The organism is Paludisphaera sp. (assembly GCF_037189885.1).
GTDB lineage: Bacteria > Planctomycetota > Planctomycetia > Isosphaerales > Isosphaeraceae > Paludisphaera.
Genome location: NZ_JBBCIR010000084.1, coordinates 16,125 through 36,661, shown reverse-complemented (window position 1 = coordinate 36,661; position 20,537 = coordinate 16,125). Strand labels below are relative to the sequence as shown.

Sequence of the window (20,537 nt, the reverse complement as noted above, 5' to 3'; positions counted from 1 at the left end):
GAAGGCCCCCGGCTAGATCCGTCCCCTCTCCCCCGTGAGAGGGCGGCCGCGCCAGCGGCGGGTGCGGGTCGCCGGTGCGGGGGAGGAGCGCCGGCCGCGCCCGTGATGAACTGGCGCTATCTCCTAAACCCGGCGACCCTCACCCGGCCCTCCGGGCCACCCTCTCCCGGCGGGAGAGGGGACGGACGTTCGATGCCTCGTGAAAGATGGCGCGAAGGCGTCGATGAGGCGCATTTTCGACGCTTCTCGTCCGGGTCCCCCGGCGGCGAGCCGCGTCGAACCGATTCCGGGATGCCAAGGAGCAGCATCAATCCCCGGTATGCTCCGCGGCGGGGGGCGGGGGATTTCAGGTTTCTCGAATGATTTTCCGATGGCCGCGCCCGGGGCGGCCGCGCCCTCGCTGGGCTTGTATCGGGGCGCCTGGGGTACGATGATGGGTCGATGCGCGGTCGGTATGCGAGCGCGCGAGGATGGACGAGACGACGAGGATGACGTTGACAGCAACCGATGTGGCCGTCGTCGGCGGGGGCGTGGTCGGCCTGGCGACCGCCTATCAGCTCACCCGGACCCGCCCCGGGACTCGCGTGGTCGTGCTGGAGAAGGAGCCCGAGGTCGGCCGCCACCAGACGGGCCACAATTCGGGCGTCCTGCACTCCGGGATCTATTACAAGCCCGGCTCGCTCAAGGCCCTCAACTGCCGCCAGGGCAAGCGGTTGATGGAGGAGTTTTGCGCCGCGGAGGAGATTCCCTACGAGATCTGCGGCAAGGTCATCGTCGCCATCGACGAGAGCGACCTGCCGGCGCTGGAGCGCATCCACGAGCGCGGGCAGGCCAACGGGGTCGCCTGCGAGGTGATCGGCAAGGAGCGGCTCGCCGAGCTGGAGCCCCACGCCGCCGGCGTGAAGGCGATCCACGTCCCCGAGGCCGGCATCGTCGACTACAAGGAGGTCTGCCGCCGCCTGGCCCAGCGGATCCAGGAGGCCGGCGGGCAGGTCCTCACCGACGCCCGGGTCGCCAGGATCGAGCGGTCGAACGGGAAGGCCGTCGTCACCACGGCGAAGGGGGACGAGGTCGAGGCCCGGCAGATCGTCAACTGCGCGGGGCTCCATTGCGACCGCGTCACGGCGATGGGGGGCGTGAAGCCCGACGCCAGGATCGTCCCGTTCCGCGGCGAGTACTTCGAGCTGAAGCCCGAGGCGCATCACCTCTGCAAGAACCTGATCTACCCGGTGCCCGACCCCGCCTTCCCGTTCCTGGGCGTCCACTTCACGCGGATGATCGAGGGGGGGGTGGAGTGCGGGCCCAACGCCGTGCTGGCCTTCGGCCGCGAGGCGTACCGCAAGACCGACTTCAACGCGCGTGACTTCCTGGAGACCGTGCGCTACCCGGGCTTCCGCAAGCTCGCCCGCAAGTACTGGCGGACGGGTCTCGGCGAGATGTGGCGATCGGCCAGCAAGAAGGCGTTCGTCAAGGCGCTGTCGCGGCTGGTGCCGGAGATCCGCGCCGAGCACCTGGTCCCCGCGCCGGCGGGCATCCGCGCCCAGGCCGTGCAGCCCGACGGCGGCATGGTCGACGACTTCCTGATCCAGGAGGCGGACCACGTCATCAACGTGAACAACGCCCCCTCCCCCGCCGCCACCGCCTCGCTGAACATCGGCCTGGCGATCGTGGACCGGCTCCTCCCCCGCCTGGGGTGAGCCGAGCCCGTCCGCGCGAGCGGCGATCCGTGACGAGACCCCGAACGACCCCCCGCCCCGGAGGCTTCGCCATGAACCGCCGCTCCTTCCTCGCCGCCGCCTCCGCCGCGGCGCCCGTGGTCGCCGCGCTCCCCGAAGGGATCGCCGCCGAGGCCGAGGGCCCGCTCAAGGTCGTCGTCCCCCGGCTGCGCCCGGAAGAGATGTCGGACCTCCAGTCCGCCGCCCCGGGCGTCGAGCTGGTGGTCTGCGGGAGCGAGGACGAGGCCGCCGCGGCGGTGGTCGACGCCCAGGGGGTCTACGCCCTCCTCACGCCGAAGGTCCTCCGCGCCGGGGCGAAGTCGCTGAGGTGGGCCCAGAACGCCAGCGCCGGCGTCGAGCACCTGATGGGCATCCCGGAGCTGGTCGACGGGCCGATCGTCCTGACGAACATGGCCCGCGCCTTCGCGCCGGAGATCGCCGACCAGGCCCTGGGCTACCTCCTGGCGTTCACCCGCGACCTCCCGCATTACATCGCCACGACCGCCGAGAAGCGCTGGGGCGACCGCCGCCGCGGCGTCGTGTTCGACGAGCTGGCGGGGAAGACGATGCTGGTCGTCGGCCTGGGGGGGATCGGGACCGAGATCGCCCGCCGCGCCTACGGCTTCGGCGTCCGGGTGATCGCCACCGACCCCAAGGTCTGGGAGCGCCCGCTGTTCGTCGACGAGCTGCGCCGGCCCGACGCCTTCCACGAGCTGCTGCCGAAGGCCGACATCGTCGCCAGCGCCGTGCCGCTGACGAGGGAGTCGACCGGCATGATCGGCCCGCGCGAGTTCGGGATGATGAAGGAGGGGACGATCCTCGTGAACGTCTCGCGGGGCAAGGTCGTCGACACCGACGCCCTGATCGCGGCGCTCGACTCGGGCCAGGTGGCCGCCGCGGGGCTCGACGTGACCGACCCGGAGCCCCTCCCGGACGGCCACCCCCTCTGGTCGCGCAACGTCATCATCACCCCGCACACCGCCGGCCAGTCCCCCGGCGGCGACCGCCGCCGCCACGCCATCCTCCGCGAGAACCTCCGCCGCTTCGCCGCGGGCGAGGCGCTGCTGAACGTCGTGGACAAGCGCGTGGGCTACTGAGCCGCGCGGACGCTCGCCCCCCCTCCCCTGGAATCCCCGAGTCCCCTTTCAGGCCACGGAACCATGAACCTCCCGCCGCTCGCCCGAGTCCGCCAGAAGATCGCCCAACCCCGCGTGGAGGACGTCGCCGGGACGGTCCGACGGCTGATCCTGGAGAGCGGCCTCCGCGGCCGCGTCCCGGCCGGGGGGACGATCGCGGTCGGGGTGGGGAGCCGGGGCATCAAGAACATCGCCGCGATGGCCCGCGCGGCGGTCGACGCGCTCAAGGAGATGGGCTACCGGCCGTTCATCGTCGCGGCGATGGGGAGCCACGGCGGCGCCACGCCCGAAGGCCAGCGCGAGCTGCTCGCCAGCTACGACGTCACCGAGGAGGCGATGGGCGTCCCGGTGAAGACCGACATGGAGACCGTCGTCCTGGGGACCAACCCCGTCGGCCTGCCGATCTACTTCGACCGGAACGCCCACGGCGCCGACGGCATCGTCCTGCTCAACCGCGTGAAGCCGCACTCGGACTTCGTCGGCCCGTACGAGTCGGGCATCGTGAAGATGCTGACGATCGGCCTGGGCAAGCGCGACGGCGCCAGCCAGGTCCACAAGCTGGGCCTGCGGGGGCTCAAGGAGGTCCTCCCCGCCGTCGGCCGGTTCCTGGTCGCGAACACGAAGTTCGCCCTCGGCCTGGCGATCCTGGAGAACGCCCGCGACGAGACCGCCGAGATCGTCCCGCTGGAGCCCCACAACGTTTTGGAGGAGGAGCCGAAGCTCCTGGCCAGGGCGCGCGAGCTGATGGGCCGGCTGCCGTTCGACCAGATCGACCTCCTGATCGTCGGCGAGCTGGGCAAGAACTACTCCGGCGCGGGGATGGACCCCAACGTCATCGGCCGCCTGATGATCGAGACCCAGAACGACTTCGAACGCCCGGTCGTCACCCGGCTGGTGGTGCTGGACGTCTCCGAGGAGAGCCACGGCAACATCGTCGGCGTGGGGTTCGCCGACCTGACGACGGAGCGGCTGGTCGCGGGCATGGACGAGCAGGCGTTCCGGATCAACTCGCTGACCTCGTGCTGCCTGGAGCGCGGGCGGATCCCGTTCACCTTCGCCACCGACCGCGAGGTGATCGAGAAGGCGCTCGACACCTGCTGGCGGATCGACCCGGCGGAGGCCCGCGTGGTCGTCATCCCGAACACGCTGGAGACCGACGTGCTCTGGGTGTCCGAGCCGATGGAGTCCGAGGTCGCCGCCGCGCCGGCGCTCTCGCGCGAGACCGACTACCTGCCGATGCCCATCGGCCCCGACGGCCGGCTCGACCAGGTCGGCCTGTTCCCGGAGAGCGTCCAGGGCCGTCGCGCCGCGAGGGCCGCGCGAGCATGAGCCGGCCGAGGTTTCGCCTGCTTGCGCTGGACGTCGACGGCACCCTGCTGAGCAGCCGCGGCGAGCTGCTGACGACGACGAAGGCGGCCGTCGCCCGCGCCGCGGCGGCCGGGATCCGCCCCGTCCTCTGCACCGGCAGGCGCTATCGCCGGGCCTGGCCGATCGCCGAGGAACTCGGCATCGACGCGCCGCTGGTCTGCAACTCCGGCTCGATCGTGAAGGAGCCGGCCGACGACTCCACCATCTGGCGCGCCGACCTGCCGCCCGACCTGGCCGCCGGCCTGCTGGAGCTGTTCCGCGAGCACGACCAGCACGTCGTCGCCTTCAACGACCGCGCCCACGACGAGCCCGATTTCCGCGTCTCCCTCTACCCCACCGATCGCGCCCCGTTCGACGACTACGTCGCCCAGAACCTGTCGCACGCGCAACTGGCCGGCGACTGGTCGGACGGGCCGTTCTTCCACGTCTGCGCCGTGGGGACGTACGAGGAGATGGCGGCTTTCGAGCGCCACGTCGTGGGGCGATTCGGCGACCGCGTCCGGACGTTCGTGCAGAAGTCGTCGCGATACCTCGGGACGATGTGCGAGGTGATCCGGGCCGACGCGAGCAAGTGGTCGGCCGTGCTGCACGTCGCCGAGGCGTGGGGCGTCTCCCCGGAGGAGATCTGCGCCGTGGGGGACGACGCCAACGACGTGCCCATGCTCCTGGGCGCCGGCCTGGGCGTCGCCATGGGCCACGCCCCCCCGGACGTCCTCGCCGCCGCGGACCTCGTCGTCCCCGACCACGACAACGACGGCGTCGCCGCCTTCATCGACCGCTGGTTGCTGGCCGACGACGCCGAACTCCCCGCGCCCTTTCCTCGGAGCCGCCGATGATCGCTCGCCGCCTGTGCCTCGCCCTCGCCTGCCTCGCCCTGGCCCCCTCGGCCTTCGCCGCCGAGCCGACGCGCCTGCGCGTGCTCTGCTACAACATCCGCCACGGCGAGGGGATGGACAACAAGCTGGACCTGGCGCGGATCGCCGGGGTCATCAAGTCGGTCGACCCGGACATCGTCGCCTTGCAGGAGGTCGACAAGGGCTGCAAGCGGTCGGAGGGCCTGGACGAGCCGGCCGAGCTGGGCAAGCTGACCGGCATGACGCCGATCTTCTCCCGCAACATCCCGTTCCAGGGGGGCGAGTACGGCAACGCCGTGCTGAGCAGGCTGCCCATCGCCGAATGGAAGAACGTGCACCTGCCGTCGCGCTACGCCGGCGAGCAGCGCGGGTGCCTGGTGGTGGACGTCACCGCCCCCGACGCGGCCGGGACGCCGATCCGCTTCCTGGCGACCCACCTCGACTACCGCCGCGAGGACGCCGAGCGGATGGACTCGGTGAAGACGATCGCCGGGATCATCGAGGAGCGTCCCGACGTCCCCGCCATCCTGGCCGGCGACCTGAACTCCCTGCCCGACAGCGCCACCATGGCCGCGTTCGACGAACAGTGGACCCGGACCGACTCCGCCCCCACGCTCACCTTCCCCGCCGACGAGCCCAACCGCCAGATCGATTACATCCTCGTCCGCCCCGCCCCCCGCTGGAAGGTCGTCGAGCTGCGCGTCCTCGACGAGCCCGTCGCCTCCGACCACCGCCCGCTGTTCGCGGTGCTGGAACTGGCGGACTGAGCGTGACGCCCAGGGGGCGCTGAGAGTCGTCGGGGCGGATCGGCCCCGACGACGTCGGTCGGAATGCTCAGGGCTTCTTGAACGTGATGTTCTTGTACCAGCAGTCCTGGCCGTGGTCCTGGAAGCCGAGGTAGCCCTCGCGGTCGAGCTTGCCGATGGCGACCTTCTCGAACTTGTGGTTCGAGCCGTCGGGACGCTTGCCGGGCTCGTTCCACTCGTCGAGGTTGATGGTGGAGACTTCCTTACCGTTGATCTCGACCTTGATGTGCGCGCCCTTGGCGGTGATCGTCATGTGGTTCCACTCGCCGGCGGGCTTCTGGGCGTTGACCTTGGGGGGCACCAGGTCGTAGAACGCGCCCGTATCGTGCATCCCGGTTCCCTTGGTGTCGTCCAGGGCGATCTCGATGCCGGTGTAGACGGGGTCCTTCAGGTCGTTGACCCGGATGAAGACGCCCGAGTTGCAGCCCTTGCTGAGCTTGTAGTCGAAATCGACGACGAAGTCGCCGAGCTTCTCCTTGTAGGAGACGATGTAGCTGCCGGTGCCGTGGGGATTGATCGCGCCGTCCTGGATGAACTTCTCGGGCAGGGGCTTGCCGTCGGTGAGGATCCAGCCGGCCGGCGAGGAGCCGTCGAATAGCGGCTTCGCGTCGTCGGCGAAGGCGGGCGCGGCGGCGAAGGCGGCGGCGAGGAGGGCGATCCTGGGCAATGTCATGGCGTGGGCTCGCGTGAGGTGGGAGATCCGACGACCGGCCGCAACCCCTTTGCGGCGGCGCCGGTCCCGGCTACCGTAGCACGACGGGGGGCCGGATCCATCCGTCGGCCGCGCCCCCGCGCCGAATTCGCCCCACGCCCCATCGTCGGAGCCCCCATGGATCGGATCTTGCGCCGTCGCGACGCCCTGCGGGCCAGGCTCGCCGCCGAGAAGGTGGACGCGCTCCTGGTGGTCGACCCCACGAACGTCGCCTACCTGACGGGCTTCACCGGCGACTCCACCTATCTGATCGTCGCGCGCGACCGCGAGGTCGCCGTCTCCGACGGCCGGTTCACCACCCAGCTGGAGCAGGAATGCCCCGGGCTGGAGGCGTGCATCCGGCCCGGCACCCAGGGGATGATGGCGGCCGTGGCGGAGGTCGCCGGGAGGCTCGGGATCGCGTCGCTGGGGTTCGAGGCCGCCCACGTGAGCGTCGTCGACCACGCCAAGCTCGGGGAGGAGCTGAAGTCGGTCGAGCTGGCCCCGAAGGTCGACCTCGTCGAGACGCTCCGCCAGGTCAAGGACGACGCCGAGATCGCCGCGATCCGGGAGGCCGTCGCCATCGCGCAGGAGGCCTTCGCTCGCCTGACGGGCGAGCTGGAGCCCGGGCTGACCGAGAAGGAGGCGGCCGACCGGCTGGAGGCCCACATGCGGGCGCTGGGGGCGACCGGGACGAGCTTCCCGACGATCGTGGCGGTGGGGCGTCGGGCCGCCCTGCCCCACGCGCGGCCCACGGCCGAGGCGCGGATCGGCGACGACGATTTCGTGCTGATCGACTGGGGGGCCTGCGGCCGATCCTACAAGAGCGACTTGACGCGGGTGGTGGCAACGGGTAACGTCACTCCGAAATTGGAAGAGGTCCATGGGATCGTGCTGGAGGCCCAGGAACGGGCCATCCGCGCGATCCGGCCCGGCGCCAGGGCCCAGGACGTCGACGCCGAGGCCCGCTCGTTCATCGAACGCGCGGGGTACGGCGGCTATTTCGACCACGGGCTGGGCCACGGGATCGGCATGGACGTCCACGAGGGGCCCCGCCTGCGCCGGGAGTCGCCGACGATCCTGGAACCCGGGATGGTCGTGACCGTCGAGCCCGGCATCTACCTCCCCGAGTGGGGCGGCGTCCGGATCGAGGACGACGTCCTGGTGACGCCGGACGGCCACGAGGTCCTGTCGAGCCTCCCGAAGGGGCTGGGCCGGGCGCGGGGCTGACGCCGGCGAGACCCGGCGTCCGGGCCGTCCCGTAGTCGGGGCGAGAGATCCACGCGCCGACGCCGTCGGCGGACGGGCGCGATCCGGATATGAAGCAGGAGTGGAGCGAAGGCATGGCCGAGCAGGGTCCCGAGGGGAAGTCCGGCGAGCCGCTGGACGTGAAGAAGGTCCATTACCTCGTCAAGCTGATGAAGGCTTACGACCTCAGCGAGGTCGAGGTGACCGACGGCCCGTACCGCGTCCACCTGCGCCGGCCCGAGGGGGGCGTCGCGCCGGCCGCCCCGGTCGCGCACGCCCCGCAGCCGGCCGCCGCCCCGGCGCCGGCCGCCGCGGCGCAGCCCGCGCCGCCGGAGACGCCCGGGGGCCCGAAGACGATCGTGATCGAGAGCCCGATGGTCGGCACGTTCTACGCCTCCGGCTCGCCGGAGTCGCCGCCGTTCGTGACGGTGGGGACGGTCGTGCAGCCGACGTCGACGCTCTGCATCATCGAGGCGATGAAGGTCTTCACCGACATCCCCGCCGGGGTGTCCGGGACGATCGCCGAGATCCTGGTGAAGAACGGCCAGACGGTCGAGTTCGGGCAGCCGATGTTCCGCGTCATCCCCGCCTGAGCCGTCCGCGCCGGCCCCGCCCGCGCCGCCGCGTCCCGATCGATCCCGTCGCCCGAGGTGCTTTAGTCCGATGTTCCAGAGGATACTGGTCGCCAACCGGGGCGAGATCGCCCTTCGGGTCATCCGGGCGTGCAAGGAGCTGGGGGTCGAGGCGGTCGCCGTCTATTCGCAGGCCGACCGCGACGCCCCCTACCTGGAGCTGGCCGATCGGGCCATCTGTATCGGCAAGGCCGCCTCGTCGGACAGCTACCTGAACATCCCCCGGCTGATCGCCGCCGCGGAGGCCGCCGACGTCCAGGCGATCCACCCCGGCTACGGGTTCCTCTCGGAGAACCCGCAGTTCGCCGAGATCTGCCGGAGCTGCAACTTCGAGTTCATCGGCCCGCCGCACGAGGCGATCCGCAAGATGGGCCTGAAGACCGAGGCGAAGCTGATCGCCGCCCAGGCGAAGGTCGCCAGCGTCCCGGGCTCCGACGGCGCCGTCACGGCCGAGGCCGAGGCGATCCGCGTCGCCAAGCAGATCGGCTTCCCGGTGCTCATCAAGGCGGCGGCCGGCGGCGGCGGCAAGGGGATGCGCGTCTGCCGCGACGAGGCGTCGCTGCCGGCCTCCATCCAGGCCGCCCGCAACGAGGCCGAGGCCGCGTTCAAGAACCCGTCGATCTACCTGGAGAAGTACATCGACCGCCCCCGGCACGTCGAGGTCCAGATCCTGGCCGACCACCACGGCAACGTCGTCCACTGCTGGGACCGCGACTGCTCCCTCCAGCGCCGGCACCAGAAGCTGGTGGAGGAGGCGTCCGCCTCGCTGCCGATCGAGGTCCGCCGCGCCCTGGGCGAGGCGGCCGTCCGGCTGGCGAAGACCGTCGGCTACACCAACGCCGGCACCTGCGAGTTCCTCGTCGACGCCGAGAACAACTTCTACTTCATCGAGGTCAACGCCCGGATCCAGGTGGAGCACCCCGTCACCGAGGAGATCACGGGCGTCGACCTGGTGAAGCAGCAGATCCGCATCGCCTCCGGCGAGCCCCTCCCCTTCACCCAGGACGACGTGAAGTCCGAGGGGCACTCGATCGAGGTCCGGATCAACTCCGAGGATCCCGAGCACAACTTCCGCCCCTCCGCCGGCCGGATCACCGCGTTGAGCGTCCCCGGCGGCCCCGGCGTCCGGTGGGACTCCCACATCCGCGCCGGCTACTCCATCCCCCCCAATTACGACTCGCTCGTCGGCAAGCTCATCGTCCACGCCCCCACCCGCCCGGAGGCCATCGCCCGGATGCGCCGGGCGCTCGACGAGCTGGTCATCGAGGGGATCAAGACCACCATCCCCCTGCACAAGACCATCTTCCGCCACAAGGACTTCATCGACGGCGCCGTCGACACCACCTGGGTCGAGCGCGTCCTGATGCCGCCCAAGGTGGGCTGAGGCGGGCAAGCCCTCCGGTCGCCGGGCCGGCGAGGCGCGCCGCGAGGCCGTCCCGCCGGTGACTCCTGGCCCGTGGTTTTCGCCCACGGTATCCTTCGGATATCGCGGGCGAGGCCCGTGGGGTGGGCACGGCCCTCGAAAGGCCCCGTCCGGGCGAGTAGATCCATGAAAGTCGGCATCCTCACCGGGGGGGGCGACTGCCCCGGGCTGAACGCGGTGATCCGGGCGGTGGCGCGGCGCGTGGCCGACGCGGGGGGGGAGTGCGTCGGGTTCCTCGACGGCTGGCGCGGGCTGGTGCGGGGGGAGTCCAGGCCCCTGTCCCCCGACGACCTCGACCCCTGGCTGGGGCGCGGGGGGACGGTCCTGGGGTCGTCGCGGACCAACCCGTACAAGAACCCTGGCGTCGACGTGCCGGACCTGCGGCGGAACTTCGCCGAGGCCGGCCTGGACGGCCTGGTCGTCGTCGGCGGCGACGACACGCTGGGGGTCGCGGCGCGGCTGGTCAACGACTTCGCCATGCCGATCGTCGGGGTCCCCAAGACGATCGACAACGACCTGATGCTGGCCGACTTCTCGTTCGGCTTCGACACCGCCGTCAACGTCGTCGTCGAGGCCGTCGAGCGCCTGCGCACCACCGCCGAGAGCCACCGCCGGGTGATGGTGGTCGAGACGATGGGGCACGCCACCGGCTGGCTCGCCTGCTTCGCCGGCATGGCCGTCGGGGCGGATTACGTCCTGGTCCCCGAGGTCCCCATCGACGTCCCCCACCTGGTCGCCGCGCTGAAGCGTCGGCGGGAGTCGGGCCGGAACCACGCGATCGTCCTGGTCGCGGAGGGCGCCCGCTACACCGACGCCATCCCGGACGTGATGGAGACCGAGGACTTCGGCACCCCCCGGCTGGGGGGCGTCGGGGCGCTGATCGCGAACGTGATCGAGCGCCGGCTCCGGGTGGAGACCCGCACCGTGGTCCTGGGCCACCTCCAGCGCGGCGGCGCGCCGACGGCCCACGACCGCGTCCTGGCCACCCGCATGGGCCTGGCAGCCGCCGAACTGGTCCTGCGGCGACGGTTCGGGACCGTCCTGACCCTCCGCGGCTCGCGGATCGACGACGCCCCGCTCGACTCCCAGGGCCTCGCCACCCGCGGCCTGGACCTCGACTTCTATCGGGAAGCCGCCGCGTTCTTCTACTGAGACATGGGGCCGCGGGGCCTCATGGCGTCGGGCCGGCCCTCGGATTATCCTGGGGCGACGCGCGAGCCGGGCTTCGCGGAGCCCCGGGCTCGACACGAACGGTCTTCCCCCCCGGAGGGGGAAGACAGACTCCGAAGGAGTCAGATGAGGGGGAGCCCGCCCGCGGGGCCGCGGATTTCGGAGCCTTGGGGCAGGCCGACGGCCTTCGGAAGGCCCCTCCGGATTCCCGAAGTCGTCTCGCTTGTCCCCCCCTCATCCGGCCCTCCGGGCCACCTTCCCCCTCCAGGGGGGAAGGCCGTTAGGTCGGCGTCGTTGAATCACAACCTCTCCAGGATCCCGCCAGGACGTCCGAGATGCTCAAGAAGATCCCGCATATCCTCTCCCCGGAGCTGCTGCACCTGATCGCCCAGATGGGGCACGGCGACGAGCTGGTGATCGCCGACGCGAACTTCCCGGCCGTCACCTGCGCCAACCGCCTCGTCCGGGCCGACGGCCACGGCGTCCCGGCGATCCTGGAGGCGATCCTGGAGCTGTTCCCGCTGGACAGCTTCGTCGACGCCCCCGCCGCCGTCATGCGAAGGCTGGACAAGCCGGGCGAGCCGGCGCCGATCTGGGCCGACTATCAGCGCATCCTCGACAGCGCCGAGGGGCGGCACATCGCGATGGAGCAGGTCGAGCGGTTCGCCTTCTATGACCGCGCCAAGACCACGTTCGGCGTCGTCGCCACGGGCGAGGGGGCGCTGTACGGCAACATCATCATCAAGAAGGGGATCATCCCCCCCAAATGACGCCCGCGGAAACCTGGACGAAGGTCGCCATCCTGGCGATCGGCGGGGCGCTCGGGGTCAACGCCCGCTACTGGCAATCGGTCTGGATGGCGCGCTGGACCGGCCCCGATTTCCCCTGGGCCACGTTCGCCATCAACGTGGCCGGCTCGTTCCTGATCGGTATGGCGTCGACCGTGCTGGCGCGCGGATTCGGCGCGAACGAGCCGGCGCGGCTGGCGATCGTGGTGGGCTTCCTGGGAGGCTACACCACGTTCTCATCCTACACGCTGGAGGCGCTGGGGCTCGTCGAGCGCGACCGCTACTTGACGGCGACGCTCTACCTGGCCGGGAGCGTCGTCGTCGGCGTGGCCGCCTGCGCCGCGGGCCTGGCGGTGGGGCGGCTCCTGGCGGGCCGGATCTAGGATTCGGCGGGGGGGCGCTCGGGGGTCTGGTCGTGAATCGACGCTGTTGTGGCCCCAGGCCTTCGCTGTAGTAGGCCGTGATAGCAATGCCGCGGGCCTCTCTCGTAGGCTGGGTCGAGACCCAGCTCGCGCAAGCCGAGGCGTGGCCACGAACTGGGTCGCGACCCGGCCTGCCCGGATCTCGCCCGCGACCTACTTGATTCGTTGTCAGGATTGACCACGAGAGCCCCGGGAGGGACCCGAGGGATCGGTCGCGACGCACTGTGCCTGTCGACTACTCGGCGTCTCGGAATTCGTCCCCGTGCCAGACATTGTGGGCTCCCCAGTCCGGAGAGTAGTCGCCGAGGCGGAGGTAGCGATGGAAGGAGGACCAGGGCCAGTCGATCGCGCGTCGGACCAGGCCATGCTTGACGGGGTTGATGTGAATGTAGTCGACGCATCGCCTCACATCGGCTTCGTCGCGACATGTATGCTCATAAAAGCGACGTTGCCATACGCCACGCTCCGACTTCCGCCGCCGACTCGGCCCGATCTCCGCGTCTTCGCCGATGGGATCCCAGAGCGTGCTGAACCGACCCTTGATTAGGCGCCAGCGAGTTGAGTAATCGACATCGCCGGCGGGCAACTCCCAGACGGCATGTAAGTGGTCGGGCAGGAGCGCGATCGCGACCACGCGGAAAGGGCGGTCCACTCGCAGGGACCGAATCGATTGGCCGAGCGCCGCGCGGCCCGCGTCCGTGGTCAGGATCGGTCGACGTTGATGCGTGACGACCGTGAAAAATTAGACCAGGCCCAATCGCGACCGGAGATACCGTCGCATCGAATGGCCCCTCGCGAAGAACCCCGGCACCCTTGTCTATCGTGCAGGGCTGCCGACCCGGCGGTAACCATGGGAGGCTCTCGTTGAGGATACAACCCGTGGGCCGAGTCGTGACCCATCCAACCGGAACGCGTGGGGCGCGGGCGGGGCTCCGGCAGCCCAGTTCCCGGATGCGCCCAGGCTTGCGTGGGCTGGGTCTCGACCCAGCCTACGAGAATGGGCCACATGTTTAGGCACGATGTCCTGCGAGGAGACCGCGTCGCGGGCCAGATCTAGGATTCGGCGGGGGGGCGGGGGTTCTCGTCGTACTTCGGCAGGGTGTCGAGGACGGACCTGACGGGGACGTCGGGGGGGGGGAGGGCCTCGGTCTCCTCGGCGTCGGGGACCTTGTCGTAGAGGCGGTCCAGCTCGGCGCGGGCGGGGTCGGTGTAGTCGGAGTGGTTCGTCAGCTTGAGGACGCGCTGGAGGTCGGCGACGGCCTCGGCGTCGCGGCCCTCGCGGGCGCGGCAGAGGCCGCGGGCGAGGTAGCCTTCCACGTCGCTGGACCGCATGCCGATGTAGCGGTCGAGGTCGGCGCCGGCGGCCTCGTAGGAGCCGCGTTCGGCCAGCATCCGGCCGCGCATCAGGTGGGCGGCGGGGTGTTGCGGGTCGCAGCGGAGGGCGTGGTCGAGGTCGGCCAGGGCGTCGTCGGCCCGGCCCTGGGCGCGGTAGAGCGTGGCGCGGTGGTAGTACGCCTCGGCCATGTAGGGGGCGACGTCGAGGATGGCGTTGAACTCGGCGAGCGCGCCGTCGAGGTCGCCGCGGAGGATCTTGAGCCGGCCCTCGCGGAGCTGGGCCGGGATCCGCGCCCGCTGGCGGCGTTGGCTCGACCAGTACACCTGCATCATCAGGAAGGCCGCGGCCGTGGGGAGGCCCAGCAGGACGACGCGGACCTGGAACCTCGTGGCGGGGGAGTACCGCCACTGGGTGATGGTCACGCGGCCGTCCCGGGTCGCCACCACCTTCTGCTCGTGGATCAGGAACATCGCGAGCATGAAGCAGAGGACGCCGACGACGCCCAGGCCGCGGGCCAGCTTGCGCATCCGGCGGAGCGACAGCAGGAAGACGGCGACGGCCACCAGGAAGACGCCGGCGTAGAAAAGCTGCGCGATGGCCGAGGGCCCGGGGACGTCGAGGAGTCGGTCGTAGAACTCGATGCCTCTCATCGCAGCGCGTCTCGCCAGGGTTCGGTGATGGGCGCCGAGGTCGTCGGCCCTCCCCGACGCGCTCGGCGTCGAGGGGCCGCGACGCGATGGCGTCCGGGGCTCGATGGGGCGACGGTTCGGGACGGACTCAACCTCACGGTACGGATGCACCCAATCGCTGTCAATCGGGAGCCCCCCTCCGCGCCGCTTTCGCCGCGCGCCGATCGTCGCGGCGAGATTGGTTGTGCCGCCCGTCGACCGCGGCGGCCTCGGATTCGATCCGAATCCTTCAAACCGGCTGCTATATTCCCGAGTAGGAGGCCACCCTGTGCAAGGAGACGACCGCGTCCACGGCACACCGAACGGAAACACCAGTCCCGAGCACGAGGCCGTCCCACCATGATCCCGACCCGTCGAAGAGGCGCGCCGAGCCCGCTGTCAGGCCCCCTGCCCCTGGAGCCGCGGGCCCTCCTCGCCACCCTCATCGCGATCGTCGATACCGGCGTCGACCTCAACGACGCCGCCGTACTCCCCTATCTCGACCTGGAGTCGGGCTACGACGCCTATAACAAGGTGTCCTACGCGGACGTCGGCCGGTCGGCGATCGTCGACACGAGCGCGGCGCACGGGCACGGGTCGGTCGTCGCCGGGATGACGGTCCGGGGGATCATCGACGCCGCGAGCGCCTCGGGCGTGGCCCCGGACGTCAAGATCATGCCGATCCGCGACACCTCGTCGGGAATCCGGATCGACGGGAACGCGCTGATCCGGGGGATCTACTACGCGGCCGACAAGGGGGCGTCGGTCATCAACCTGAGTGTCACCTACGCGTACAACCCGACCTACACGGACGCCACCGACCCGCGGTTCGGCTCGACGCTGGTCGACGCGATCGCCTACGCGGAGTCCAAGGGCGCGGTGGTGGTGACGGCGCCGGGGAACAACTCGCGGAGCATCGAGGCCGTCGCGTCGTTCCCGGCCTATGCCGACGACGCCGCCTACTCGACCACCCGGCCGACCCCCACCAACGTCGTCGTCGCCGCGGCGACCGACGCCCGGGGCGTCCTGACGGCGCCTTCGAACTGGGGGCCGGTCCACGTCGATTTCGGCGCCTACGGCGGGCCGGAGGGCTACACGTCGTACTCGGCGGCGTACACGTCGGGAGTGGCGGGCGTGGTGGCCTCGCTCCTCCCCGCCGACGCCACGGCGAGGCAGGTGATCAACGTCCTGACCTCGACCGTCACGCCGAAGACGCAGTCGGTCGGCGCGTGGTCGAAAACGGGGGGCGTGCTGGACCCCGCCGCGGCGGTCGCCAGGGCCCAGGCCGCCCCGATCGCCGCCGACGGCTCCGTGGTCATCGACGCCGGCTCCTCGGCCGACGCCTACTACCAGGGGGGGCGGGCTGTCGCGACCTCCGCGACGGTCGACGCCTCGGGGGTCGAATCGCCCCCGCCGCAATCGACCTGGCGGACGGCCCGCCAGGGCTCGGCGTTCTCCTACAACGTCGACGGCCTGACCCCGGGCGGGACCTACCGCGTCCGCCTCGCCTTCTCCGAGACGGGCCACGACGCGGCGGGCCAACGCCTGTTCGACGTCTCGGCCAACGGCTCGAAGCGGATCGCGGCGCTCGACGTCTTCGACGCCGCCGGGGGCGCGAACCGGGGCGTGACGCGCGACCTGATCGTCAAGGCCGACGGCACCGGGGCGATCTCGATCGGCTTCCGGGCGATCCGGGGCGAGGCCACCGTCGACGCGCTGGAGATCCTGCCGCTGGCCGACCTCGCCGCCGGCAAGCCCGCGACCTCCTCCTCCATCGAGTCGTGGTCGTACAACCCGTCGCTGGCCGTCGACTTCTCCTCCTCGACGCGCTGGTCGAGCGGCCAGTGGATGCAGCCGACGTCGACCGCCTGGTATCAGGTGGACCTCCAGGACCTCGTCCAGATCGACGCCGTCCGCCTCAACTGGGAGCGGGCCTACGCCGTCGACTACCAGATCCAGACGAGCGTCGACGGCGCGAACTGGACGACCATCAAGAGCGTCACCGGGAACCAGTCGGCCGGCGTCGTCGACCTGGTCGGCCTATCCGGCGAGGGGCGTTTCCTCCGCGTGTATTGCACCCAGGTGAGCGCGGGGGCGAACAACTACTCGCTGTACGACCTCCAGGTGATGGGCTCGCGGCCGGTCGACCTGGCGGCGGGCAAGACGGCCGTCGCGACCTCGTCGGAGTCCGGCGAATACGGCCCGGCGATGGCCCTGGACGGCGACGGCCGTACCCGCTGGTCCAGCGGCCAGTGGATGCGGGGGTCGTCGGTCGCCTGGCTGTCGATCGACCTCGGCTCGGTCTCCTCGATCCGCGACGTCCGGCTGAACTGGGAGGCGGCCTACGCGGCCGACTACCAGATCCAGGCGAGCCTCGACGGCGTGAACTGGACGACCCTCGCCTCGGTGACCGGGAATCGCTCGGCCGGGCCGGCGCTCTTCTCCGAGCTGGACGGCGTGGGGCGGTACGTGCGGATCCTCTGCCTGGCGACCGGGCCGGAGCACAACAACTACTCGCTCTGGGACTTCAACGTCTACGGCCAGCCGCTCTCGAACCTGTCGGCGGGCCGGGTGGCCACGTCGTCGTCGAACGAGAGCAACTTTTACGGCCCCTCGATGGCCATCGACCCGAACCTCTCCTCGCGCTGGTCGAGCGGCCAGTGGTCGCGGCCGGACTCGATCGGCTGGCTTGCGATCGACCTGGGGGCCCGGTACGACGTGTCGGCGGTCGTCCTGGACTGGGAGCGGGCCGCGGCCGTCGACTACCAGATCCAGATCAGCGACGACGGCGCGAGCTGGCGGACGATCCGGACGGTGACGGGCAACACGAAGGTCGGCGTCGACGCGCAGTCGGGGCTGGTCGGCGCGGGGCGGCACCTGCGGATTTACGCCACGAAGACCGGGGCGTCCAACAACTACTCGCTCTTCGACGTGAAGGTCTACGGGACGCCGAGCGCCGGGGCGTCCTCGTCGTCCTGGTCGACCTGGAGCGCGGTCGCCGCCGCGCCGCTCGCTTCGGCCGCGACGCTCGAATCCACGACGACCGACGCCGAGCCCGCCCCCGCCAGGTTCCGGCCGCCGATCCGGGGCGCGTCGCACGCGACCCCCTTCGCCGGCCGCCTCGCGCCGGGCACGGGCTGGAAAGCCTTCGCCGCGAAGGTCTCCCGGCCGGGCATGCGGACGTCGGACGGTTGAGCCCCCCTCCCCCGCGCTGTACGCTGGCGGCATCGATCCGCCGGCGACGGCCCGGGGGCGCGTCGTCCCAGGGAGCGACGGAGCCCGCCGGGAGCGACGGCGGAGGCCGGCGACGGCCGCGCATCCCCCGGTTCCCGGAGTCCCGACGATGCCCTCGCCATTCCCGGGGACGGACCCCTACCTGGAACGCGACGTCGCCTGGCATGACTTCCATGAGCGCTTCCTGATCCTGGGCGCCGGCGTGATCGGGGCGCAAGTCCGGCCGGATTTCATCGTCCGCGTGGACGATCACATCCTGCTGAGCGAACTCCCCGAGGAGCCTCGGCGGACCGTCGGCCGCGCGGACCTTTCGGTCGTGGAGGCCAGGACTCGCGAGGTCCCCGGGCCGGAAGGCGTCGCGCCGCTCGACGCGCCGACGCGCGTGCGACTGCCCGAGGTGGAGGCGACGCGCGAGTCCTACCTGAGCGTCGTCGATCGCGCCTCGCGCGAGGTCGTGACGGTCGTGGAACTCCTCAGCCCGGCGAACAAGCGGCGGAGCGGGCCGGACCGGGCGAGATACCTGGCAAAGCGGGCGAGCGTGCTGGCGTCGCGCGCGAGCCTCGTCGAGATCGACCTGCTGCGCGGCGGGCTCCCGATGCCGGACCAGGCCCGTCCGGACTGCGACTATTCGGTCCTGGTGAGCCGGCCCGACGATCGCCCGGACGCGGGCTTCTGGCCCCTCGCCCTGGCCGATCGCCTCCCCACGATCCCGATCCCGCTGCGACCCCCGCGCGCCGACGCCGCGCTCGACTTGCAGGCGCTGCTCGATCGCGTTTACGACGAGGCGGGGTACGAGTTTTACATCTACGACGGCCCCCCGCAGCCCCCCCTGGAAGGCGAGGAGGCGGCGTGGGCCGCCGGATTCGTACCGCAGCAACCCTGATCCCCACCCAGGAGACAGCCGTGCCGAACCGCATCGCCCGGACGTTGCCGTGCGTCGCGCTCCTCGCGTGCCTGGCGACCGCCACGCGCGCCAAGGAGCCCCTCCCGCCCGATCTGGCCGCGTTCTTCAAGGCCGAGGTCGACGCGATCGCCGCCCGGCCGCTGATGGAGGCGACCTCGGGCGAGGACTGGGAGGCGAGGCGGCCGGAGTATCAGCGCCAGCTACGCGAGATGCTGGGGCTCGACCCGATGCCGCCGCGGACGGATCTGAAGGCCGAGGTCACGGGCGTGGTCGAGCGGCCCGACTTCGTGGTCGAGCGGATCCTGTACCAGTCGTCGCCCGGCCTGTACGTCACGGCGAACCTCTACCGGCCGAAGGTCGTGGAGAAGCCGCTGCCGGCCATCCTCTACGTCTGCGGCCACGCCAAGATCGAGAAGGACGGCGTCATCTACGGCAACAAGGCGCATTACCAGCACCACGCCGCCTGGTTCGCCGCGAACGGCTACGTCTGCCTGGTGGTCGACACGCTCCAGCTCGGCGAGATCCCCGGCGACCACCACGGCGTCCTCCGCCTGGGCCGGATGTGGTGGCTTTCGCGCGGGTACACCCCGGCGGGCGTCGAGGTCTGGAACGGCATCCGGGGGCTCGACTACCTCTGCTCCCGCCCCGAGGTCGACCCCGAACGCCTGGGCGTCACCGGCCGCTCCGGCGGCGGCGCGATGTCGTGGTATCTCGGGGCGGTCGACGACCGCCTCAAGGTCGTCGTCCCCGTCGCCGGGATCACCGACCTGAGAGACAATCTCGTCGCCGGCGCGCCGGGGGGGCCCCATCCCGACGGCGTCGTCGACGGCCATTGCGACTGCATGTTCTTCGTGAACACGCATCGGTGGGATTACACGATGCTCGCGGCGCTCGTCGCGCCCAAGGCGCTTCTCGTCGTGAACACCGACACCGACCCCATCTTCCCCGAGGCCGGCGTCCGTCGGATCTACAGGCAGTTGGAGACCCTCTACGGCTGGCTCGGCGTCCGCGACCGCCTGGACCTGGTGATCGGCAAGGGGGGCCACGTCGACACGACCGAGATCCGCCACCCCGCGTTCGCCTGGTTCGAGAAGCACCTCAAGGGGGACGCCGCGCAATCGCTCGGGGCGATCCAGGAACCCGATCGCGCTGTCCCCATCGAGTTGCTGAAGGTCCTGGAACCCGGCAAGCCCCTGCCCGCCAACGCGAACGACACCATCGACGAGACGTTCTTCCCGAGGGCCGTCTCTCCCCATCCGACGGCTGAAAATTGGGAGGCGACGAAGGACCGGCTCCGCGCCCTGGCGATCTCGAAGACATTCGCCGCGTCCACCGAAGCCCCGACCCTGATCCAGTTTCCTTACGCCGAGCGGGACGCGGGCGGCTCGACCGAGATCGTCAAGTCGGGAATGGGGCTGACGGCCTACGACGTCGGCCCGGCGTCGCGGCCCGACCTCCTCCAGCGCGTCTGGATGTTCCACGACCCCGGCCGGTCGAAGTCCGTCGGGCTCGACCTGATCGTGATGACGGCCGAGGACTGGGAACGGTACGGCCCGCTGATCGACGCCTTCGAAGGCGATGCGGATCCCTCCGGCCTGCCCGAATTCGCCGCGCTGAAGGCGAAGGCCGACGCCGGGACGCGGACGGCCTGCATCGCCCCGCGCGGCATCGGCCGGACGGCGTGGCCCGCGTCGCGCGACGTGACCATCCGCCGCCGGTTCGCGATGCTCGGGATGACGCTCGACGGCTGGCGGGTCCGCGAGGTCCGCGACGCCCTCCGCGCGCTGCGGACGTCGGACGGCTCGCCGCTGACGGTGACCGCCCGCGGCGAATCCGCGCCGGTCGCGCTCTGGGCCTCGATCCTCGAAGGGCCGCCGACGAAGCTGGTCCTCCAGTCGCCCCCCGCCACCGTCCGCGACGGCCCCGCGATGCTCAACCTGGACCGCGTCCTCGACATGCCCCAGGCGGTCGCCCTGCTTTATCCCGCCGACGTGCGGATCGAGTCGTCGCCGGCGTCGGCCTGGTCGTGGACGCGGACGCTGGCCGAGCGCCTCGGGGCGACGAGGCCGTGGCCTGAGATCGTCCCCTGAGAGGGCCGCCGGCGCGGATTCGGGCGGGGCGTCGTCTTGAATGGGGGGCGGG

Annotated in this window: 16 protein-coding genes; 14 read left to right on the top strand and 2 right to left on the bottom strand. The window is 71.2% G+C overall.

Translation table 11 applies throughout. The features are described from left to right. Positions 1-488: 488 nt before the first annotated feature. The 5 genes from lhgO to WG209_RS21250 all read left to right on the top strand — a co-directional run bounded on the left by lhgO (position 489) and on the right by WG209_RS21250 (position 5,840). Positions 489-1,697 (top strand): L-2-hydroxyglutarate oxidase, encoded by a 1,209-nt coding sequence (lhgO, locus tag WG209_RS21270; RefSeq protein WP_337177105.1) that lies wholly within the window; start codon positions 489-491, stop codon positions 1,695-1,697. A 71-nt stretch (positions 1,698-1,768) separates the two neighbouring features. Further along, on the top strand, positions 1,769-2,812 hold the full coding sequence (locus WG209_RS21265) for a D-2-hydroxyacid dehydrogenase (protein WP_337177104.1): 1,044 nt from the start codon (positions 1,769-1,771) through the stop codon (positions 2,810-2,812). A 63-nt stretch (positions 2,813-2,875) separates the two neighbouring features. Then, entirely contained in the window at positions 2,876-4,180 is a 1,305-nt protein-coding gene (locus tag WG209_RS21260; protein WP_337177103.1) for a lactate racemase domain-containing protein, read from the top strand. Further along, positions 4,177-5,055, top strand: coding sequence for an HAD family hydrolase (locus WG209_RS21255; protein WP_337177102.1), 879 nt, complete (start codon positions 4,177-4,179; stop codon positions 5,053-5,055). Before WG209_RS21260 ends, WG209_RS21255 begins: the two co-directional genes overlap by 4 nt. Beyond that, positions 5,052-5,840: an endonuclease/exonuclease/phosphatase family protein gene (locus tag WG209_RS21250; protein ID WP_337177101.1), complete on the top strand. Its 789-nt coding sequence runs from the start codon at positions 5,052-5,054 to the stop codon at positions 5,838-5,840. Before WG209_RS21255 ends, WG209_RS21250 begins: the two co-directional genes overlap by 4 nt. Before the next feature lie 67 nt (positions 5,841-5,907). On the opposite strand, the gene WG209_RS21245 is transcribed toward WG209_RS21250, so the two are convergent. After that, entirely contained in the window at positions 5,908-6,552 is a 645-nt protein-coding gene (locus tag WG209_RS21245) for a DUF1080 domain-containing protein (RefSeq protein WP_337177100.1), read from the bottom strand. A gap of 156 nt (positions 6,553-6,708) precedes the next feature. Here WG209_RS21245 and WG209_RS21240 point away from each other — a divergent pair, with 156 nt between their 5' ends. The 6 genes from WG209_RS21240 to crcB all read left to right on the top strand — a co-directional run bounded on the left by WG209_RS21240 (position 6,709) and on the right by crcB (position 12,214). After that, positions 6,709-7,800, top strand: a complete 1,092-nt coding sequence (locus tag WG209_RS21240) for an aminopeptidase P family protein (protein ID WP_337177099.1) — start codon at positions 6,709-6,711, stop codon at positions 7,798-7,800. Positions 7,801-7,913: 113 nt separating this feature from the next. After that, positions 7,914-8,411 (top strand): acetyl-CoA carboxylase biotin carboxyl carrier protein, encoded by a 498-nt coding sequence (accB, locus tag WG209_RS21235; RefSeq protein WP_337177098.1) that lies wholly within the window; start codon positions 7,914-7,916, stop codon positions 8,409-8,411. A gap of 70 nt (positions 8,412-8,481) precedes the next feature. Further along, complete coding sequence (gene accC / locus WG209_RS21230) at positions 8,482-9,834, top strand: acetyl-CoA carboxylase biotin carboxylase subunit (RefSeq protein ID WP_337177097.1); 1,353 nt, start codon at positions 8,482-8,484, stop codon at positions 9,832-9,834. 165 nt (positions 9,835-9,999) lie between these two features. Next, positions 10,000-11,025: an ATP-dependent 6-phosphofructokinase gene (locus tag WG209_RS21225; RefSeq protein ID WP_337177096.1), complete on the top strand. Its 1,026-nt coding sequence runs from the start codon at positions 10,000-10,002 to the stop codon at positions 11,023-11,025. A gap of 353 nt (positions 11,026-11,378) precedes the next feature. Beyond that, positions 11,379-11,813, top strand: a complete 435-nt coding sequence (locus WG209_RS21220) for an RbsD/FucU domain-containing protein (protein WP_337177095.1) — start codon at positions 11,379-11,381, stop codon at positions 11,811-11,813. After that, on the top strand, positions 11,810-12,214 hold the full coding sequence (gene crcB / locus WG209_RS21215; protein ID WP_337177094.1) for a fluoride efflux transporter CrcB: 405 nt from the start codon (positions 11,810-11,812) through the stop codon (positions 12,212-12,214). The genes WG209_RS21220 and crcB overlap by 4 nt, the downstream gene beginning before the upstream one ends. Before the next feature lie 1,092 nt (positions 12,215-13,306). Here crcB and WG209_RS21210 read toward each other — a convergent pair. Continuing rightward, positions 13,307-14,239 carry a tetratricopeptide repeat protein gene (locus WG209_RS21210; protein ID WP_337177093.1) on the bottom strand — a complete coding sequence of 311 codons (933 nt, stop codon included), beginning with the start codon at positions 14,237-14,239 and terminating at the stop codon, positions 13,307-13,309. 378 nt (positions 14,240-14,617) lie between these two features. On the opposite strand from WG209_RS21210, the gene WG209_RS21205 reads away from it, so the two are divergent. The 3 genes from WG209_RS21205 to WG209_RS21195 all read left to right on the top strand — a co-directional run bounded on the left by WG209_RS21205 (position 14,618) and on the right by WG209_RS21195 (position 20,485). Then, positions 14,618-17,452 carry a discoidin domain-containing protein gene (locus tag WG209_RS21205; RefSeq protein ID WP_337177092.1) on the top strand — a complete coding sequence of 945 codons (2,835 nt, stop codon included), beginning with the start codon at positions 14,618-14,620 and terminating at the stop codon, positions 17,450-17,452. A gap of 148 nt (positions 17,453-17,600) precedes the next feature. After that, positions 17,601-18,374: a DUF4058 family protein gene (locus tag WG209_RS21200; protein WP_337177091.1), complete on the top strand. Its 774-nt coding sequence runs from the start codon at positions 17,601-17,603 to the stop codon at positions 18,372-18,374. A 20-nt stretch (positions 18,375-18,394) separates the two neighbouring features. Next, entirely contained in the window at positions 18,395-20,485 is a 2,091-nt protein-coding gene (locus WG209_RS21195; protein ID WP_337177090.1) for an acetylxylan esterase, read from the top strand. Positions 20,486-20,537: the final 52 nt, after the last annotated feature.